Here is a 4,699-nt window from a genome sequence, read left to right on the forward strand (position 1 = left end):
CACGCACCCAGCGCGCTTCCTCACCCTTGATCGCGGCGGTCATCAGCCGGTCGGAAATCACCCGCCGCGCGATGATGAGCGCGGCCTCCCACCCCAGATTGAAGGCATAGCCGCGCGCGGTGCGACGCAGCGAATAGCCGCCACCGACGCTCATTCCTACGCTGCGCGCCGCATCCTCGACCAGGCCATTGTCGGCGAGATGCGACAAAAATGCGGCCTGCCGCCCCGCGCTCCAGCCATCGGCACGGCTTTCGTAGCGGAGGTAAGCGGCGGCGGGCAGTTTGGCGTCGGTATCGTGGTGGAGGGGGGAGGGGTGGTTCATGGCACAGTCCTTTTACGAAAAGGCACAGGGCATAAACTTGGGAAGTGCGTGTAGGACAGCGTCAAATATCCCTCTCCCATTGGGAGAGGGTTGCGCATGCTTGCCGCCTTTGGCGATTAGACGTAGCTGGGTGAGGGGGCGCTGCTACGCCTGCCGTACGCCCAGCACTGCCGCCATCGGCAGCGGGCCGTATATGTGGGGGAACAGGGCGTTGCCCCGGGAAACCTCCCACTTCACCGTCCCGCCCAGTTGCGCCAGGTCCACCTCGGCAATCACCAGCCCGCTTTGCCCGGCGAAATGCTTGTCGAACGTGCCCTGCAGCTGGTCGGCGGCGGAGAGGTGGATATAGCCATCGGCCAGATCCACCGGCGCGCCGTGGAACACCCCATCGGCCTGAAACTGCGCCCATTGGTCGGCGGTGAGGATTTTGTAGGCGGTGGCGGGGTGGTCGGTCATGGCTTGGGCGATTTGCCCTTCGCCTTGTGCGCGGCGATATCGGCATCGATCTGCGCGATCCGCATCCGTTCGGGCGAATCCTTGGGCAGCCCCTTTAACCGCGCGGTTGCCCACAGGCTGCGGCGTTCGGATTCGAGTGCTTTGAGATAGAGATCAGCCATGGGCTGCGCCTAGCCGGTTATGGTGGTGAGGGATAGGGGGAATGGCGCAATTGACCTCTGAAGCAGGTCGCCTTAAACAATTGCCAATAACAACAACATGGTCGCCGTTTTAACTCGCATTAAAGGAGCGGGGCGACCGATGTCTGATATCCATGATTTCGACAAATCCCGTCGCACGCATTGGCGCAGCGACGATGAGTTGGAACGCATCCATTCCCGCCTGCCGTGGAACCAGCCGGCGCCGGTCCAATGGGGTTTGGCTGCGATAGTTCTCGCCGGGGCAGCTGCGGCGACCCAATTGGGAATCTGGGAATATGAGCGCTATGAAGCGCGCCAACAGGCCTTTGCAGCACTGCCCGCCGACATCAGTTTTGCTGGCTGCAACGAAGTCCGTGCGCGAGGTCTTGCCCCCTTACGGCGAGGTGAGCCAGGTTATGGCGAACATATGGATGGCGACGGCGATGGCGTGGCGTGTGAACCACATCCTGACGCGCCCGAAAATTTCGATCTTGACGATGGTTTTTGAAGCGTAGGTGAAATAGCACCGAGGCCTATGTGCAACCACTACGCCAATCATCCGGAAATCCAGAAAGAGCTTTCGACCTGGCGCGAATTTATCGGGTGGAGCCTGAAGGCGCCGCTGTCCCCCGAGCTGGCGGGGCTGGACGAGGATGTCTGGCCAAAGCGCGAGGCGGCCGTCGTGCGGGATAGCGTGGCGGATGGCGGTGCGGTGGCGGATATCATGCGCTGGGGCGTGCCGCTCAGCCTGCCGGGCAAGCGCGCGGGGTCTGTGGTGACCAAGCATGTCACCAATGTCCGCAATCTCGATAGCCCCTTTTGGCGCGGGATGCTGGCCAAGCCCGACGGGCGCTGCCTCGTCCCCTTCACCCGCTTTGCCGAGCCAAAGGCAGGCGCGGGGCGCGACGAACATTGGTTCAGCATCCCCGGTCAGCCATTGGCCGCCTTTGCAGGGGTGTGGCGATGGGCAGAGGCGCCCGCAAAGGCGGGCCTTGATTTGGGCGGAGATGCCCCCGCGCCGCAAAAGGTCTTCGCCTTCCTCACCTGCGAACCCAACCCGCTGATCGCCCCGCTGCACCCAAAGGCGATGCCGGTGATCCTGCATCCGGAGGACTATTCTACGTGGCTTACCGCCGATTGGGAGGAGGCCCGAAAGCTGGTGCAGCCTTTCCCGAGCCAGTTGATGACGGTGGGGTGAGGGGTGGGATCGCAAGCCCAATCTCTCCGCTTCAGGGGAGAGATACGAAGCCTTAGCGCCGAAGGCGCCTAGGCGCAGTTGAGAGGGGGAAGTAGCGCAATACCTCCCTCCTCCAGCCCCTCTCCGCTGCGACTAGGCAGCAAGCTGCCAAGTCTCGCACCTCTCCCCTAAAGGAGAGAGAGGAGGATTTGGCGCTTGCCTGCGGCAAGCAAGACACGAAGGCACAAAGGTGTAGAGTTGGGAACGGCATCTTTGGACACTATAAAATCTTCACGCCTTTGCGCCTTGCCTGCCAGATGCAGGTCTCATTCGATATAGTGTCTCCGACAGTCCGCTCGATCCTAATCTTTCTTTAAGCCGTTAACATTGCTAAATATTCCGGTCTTAAAGCTTCCGCTATTTTTTGAAGAAGTTAAACAAGCTGATAAGGCGTCAACAGCGATTTCAAGCCTCTCTTCCGGTGTCAGTTTACGCAAGTCATCTACATTGAGATCCCTAGTTCGGGGCAGGCAAGAGACATTTACTTGTTCGCGTAAGTCCATTGGGCGCTGCGCGCTCGAATTAACAACACTAATACCTTGCGCTCGAAAAGAGAATTCTAGCTTAAGTTTCGAAAGTCGTTCAAATACAAGTCGAGCGTATTCTGCATCATCACCATTGTATAGTGTTATATGCGGTACAGGATTTGTAGCAAATGATGGTTTTAGCCAATATCGTCTAATATCTGGTACTCCAACCTTCAAATAGACGGTATTTATTCCTTGACTAAAAAAATTCCAAACTCCGAAAGAAAAAATCGTGGCATCAAATTTCGCTTCCGCTCGTGCGCGAGGTAACTTAGCAAACGGACCAGCTACAGTTATATGGGCAGGCCATTTTTCGTTAGGTGAAAGCGCATAGACTGCAAGATTAAGGTAATCGCGAATGTCGCTCTTGCTCGGATATATAAAAACAAAATATCTCGAACTTTTATTCATACAATTAAGTACCGGAGATATCCGTTTTGCTCTGCTACACTTTTTACGAGTTCGCCCATGTTGTTAACGAATATTCCAGCGTGTCGGAATGCTTCGTCACGGTTTTCTTGCTTAGATATCCAGTCTAACATCTCAAGCTTTGGCTTGTCAGTTGTCTCCAAAAACCAAGCATATTCATTTTTCATGGTTCCAATGATCGGCGCTAGATTTTCATACCTGTATTCAATATCATTAAGTCTTTCGAACGGCGTAAGATTAGAAGTAATTAGAGCATTATCTCGAGTTAATGCCGGTCCTTGGCTCATCAAATGACATATGTATGAATAGCATATGTTTAGTCGACTGAACTTTAGTTTCAGATTATCGAGATGCCCTTTTGCTCTTTTGATCTCGTCCTCATCTTCTCGCCAATGGCGCGCATTTTCATAATTTAGACAAAGAGTTCTCCAAAACCGGAGTATGTCATTCAATAGAAATATAGGACGAAAATCGTTAGAGTGATTGTGAAAATCCTGAAAGTAAATATCGACGATTTTATCTTTAAAGCATTCAAAGTTTTGATTATTAAATAAATAACAGCTTTCAGTTAGAAGTAAAATTCGAGCTGTGAACGCATTTTTGTAATCATCATCGCGATGTCCAATGCATTTTACGACATCATCGATATACAGAAATTTGAGATAAGCTCCATCGTTAGAAAAATCTGGAAAACCGGCTTCTTCTTGAGCGTTGAGAACGGCGTTTAAAATTCGAACGTCTCTGATTCGTCCCAGTGGCTTTTCATTTTCATCGCCGGATAGTAGGAAAAATGCATCAAGATCAGAGTGCTCCGTAGCTTCTCTACGTGCTAATGATCCTGTCGCATATATGCACAAGGACGGATGATCTGAACTGACGGGCAGGTCTTTCAACTGCGCTGCAAGAGATGTGCGTAGCTGTTCTATGCGAGCATCCGCTTGTTGCGCTCGCTTAGTATATATTTCCAAATCAAACTCCCTAGGTTTCCTACTCCGCCGCAACCCCCGCCTGCGCAAACATATCGGCTTCGTCGCTCGCAGCCTCGGCTACGCCATCATTGGCGGGCTTTTTCTTGCGCTTGTCAAAGCTGTCCCAAACCTCACCCCAATTGCCGCGCGTTGACGCCTTGCTGTATTCGGTGGCGCGGGTTTCGAAGAAGTTGGCATGTTCGACGCCGTTGAGCAGCGGCGCGAGCCAGGGCAGCGGGTGGTCTTCGACCATATAGATTTGCGGAAGACCCAGCTGGCCGAGGCGCCAGTCGGCGATGTAGCGGATATAGCGCTTGATTTCCTTCGCGGTCATCCCCGGAACAGGGCCCATTTCGAACGCCAGATCGATGAAGCTGTCTTCCAGCCGCACGACTTTCTGGCAGCAATCGATAATGTCTTCCTTCACCGCCTTGGTCAGGCAGTCGCGTTCCTTGGTGAAGGCGTGGAACAGCTTTGTAATGCCTTCGCAGTGCAGGCTTTCGTCGCGCACCGACCAGCTGACAATCTGCCCCATGCCCTTCATCTTGTTGAAGCGCGGGAAGTTCATCAGCATGGCGAAG

Annotated in this window: 7 protein-coding genes and 1 pseudogene; 2 read left to right on the forward strand and 6 right to left on the reverse strand. The window is 54.1% G+C overall.

Going from position 1 to position 4,699, the window contains the following annotated elements:
• From PKC81_RS14385 to PKC81_RS14395, 3 genes and pseudogenes are all read right to left on the reverse strand, one after another.
• Window positions 1-322, reverse strand: a pseudogene (locus PKC81_RS14385) (hypothetical protein); the annotation flags it as partial.
• A 144-nt stretch (window positions 323-466) separates the two neighbouring features.
• Window positions 467-778, reverse strand: a complete 312-nt coding sequence (locus tag PKC81_RS14390) for a DUF952 domain-containing protein (protein ID WP_324337270.1) — start codon at window positions 776-778, stop codon at window positions 467-469.
• The gene (locus tag PKC81_RS14395; protein ID WP_324337272.1) at window positions 775-939 is read right to left on the reverse strand and encodes a hypothetical protein; all 165 of its coding nucleotides are present in this window, start codon (window positions 937-939) and stop codon (window positions 775-777) included. Before PKC81_RS14395 ends, PKC81_RS14390 begins: the two co-directional genes overlap by 4 nt.
• A gap of 139 nt (window positions 940-1,078) precedes the next feature.
• Between PKC81_RS14395 and PKC81_RS14400 the strand changes: the two genes are divergently transcribed.
• On the forward strand, window positions 1,079-1,465 hold the full coding sequence (locus PKC81_RS14400; protein ID WP_324337274.1) for an excalibur calcium-binding domain-containing protein: 387 nt from the start codon (window positions 1,079-1,081) through the stop codon (window positions 1,463-1,465).
• Window positions 1,466-1,492: 27 nt separating this feature from the next.
• The gene (locus PKC81_RS14405) at window positions 1,493-2,155 is read left to right on the forward strand and encodes an SOS response-associated peptidase family protein (RefSeq protein ID WP_324337276.1); all 663 of its coding nucleotides are present in this window, start codon (window positions 1,493-1,495) and stop codon (window positions 2,153-2,155) included.
• A gap of 341 nt (window positions 2,156-2,496) precedes the next feature.
• Here the strand turns inward: PKC81_RS14405 and PKC81_RS14410 are convergent, their stop codons facing one another.
• The 3 genes from PKC81_RS14410 to PKC81_RS14420 all read right to left on the reverse strand — a co-directional run.
• Window positions 2,497-3,132 carry a 2'-5' RNA ligase family protein gene (locus PKC81_RS14410; RefSeq protein ID WP_324337278.1) on the reverse strand — a complete coding sequence of 212 codons (636 nt, stop codon included), beginning with the start codon at window positions 3,130-3,132 and terminating at the stop codon, window positions 2,497-2,499.
• The gene (locus tag PKC81_RS14415) at window positions 3,129-4,118 is read right to left on the reverse strand and encodes a DUF294 nucleotidyltransferase-like domain-containing protein (RefSeq protein ID WP_324337280.1); all 990 of its coding nucleotides are present in this window, start codon (window positions 4,116-4,118) and stop codon (window positions 3,129-3,131) included. The genes PKC81_RS14410 and PKC81_RS14415 overlap by 4 nt, the downstream gene beginning before the upstream one ends.
• Before the next feature lie 19 nt (window positions 4,119-4,137).
• Window positions 4,138-4,699: ribonucleotide-diphosphate reductase subunit beta (locus PKC81_RS14420; RefSeq protein WP_324337281.1), on the reverse strand; the 562-nt coding region annotated here is incomplete at its 5' end.

This window comes from Sphingorhabdus sp. (genome assembly GCF_035329025.1).
Classification (GTDB): domain Bacteria; phylum Pseudomonadota; class Alphaproteobacteria; order Sphingomonadales; family Sphingomonadaceae; genus Sphingorhabdus_B.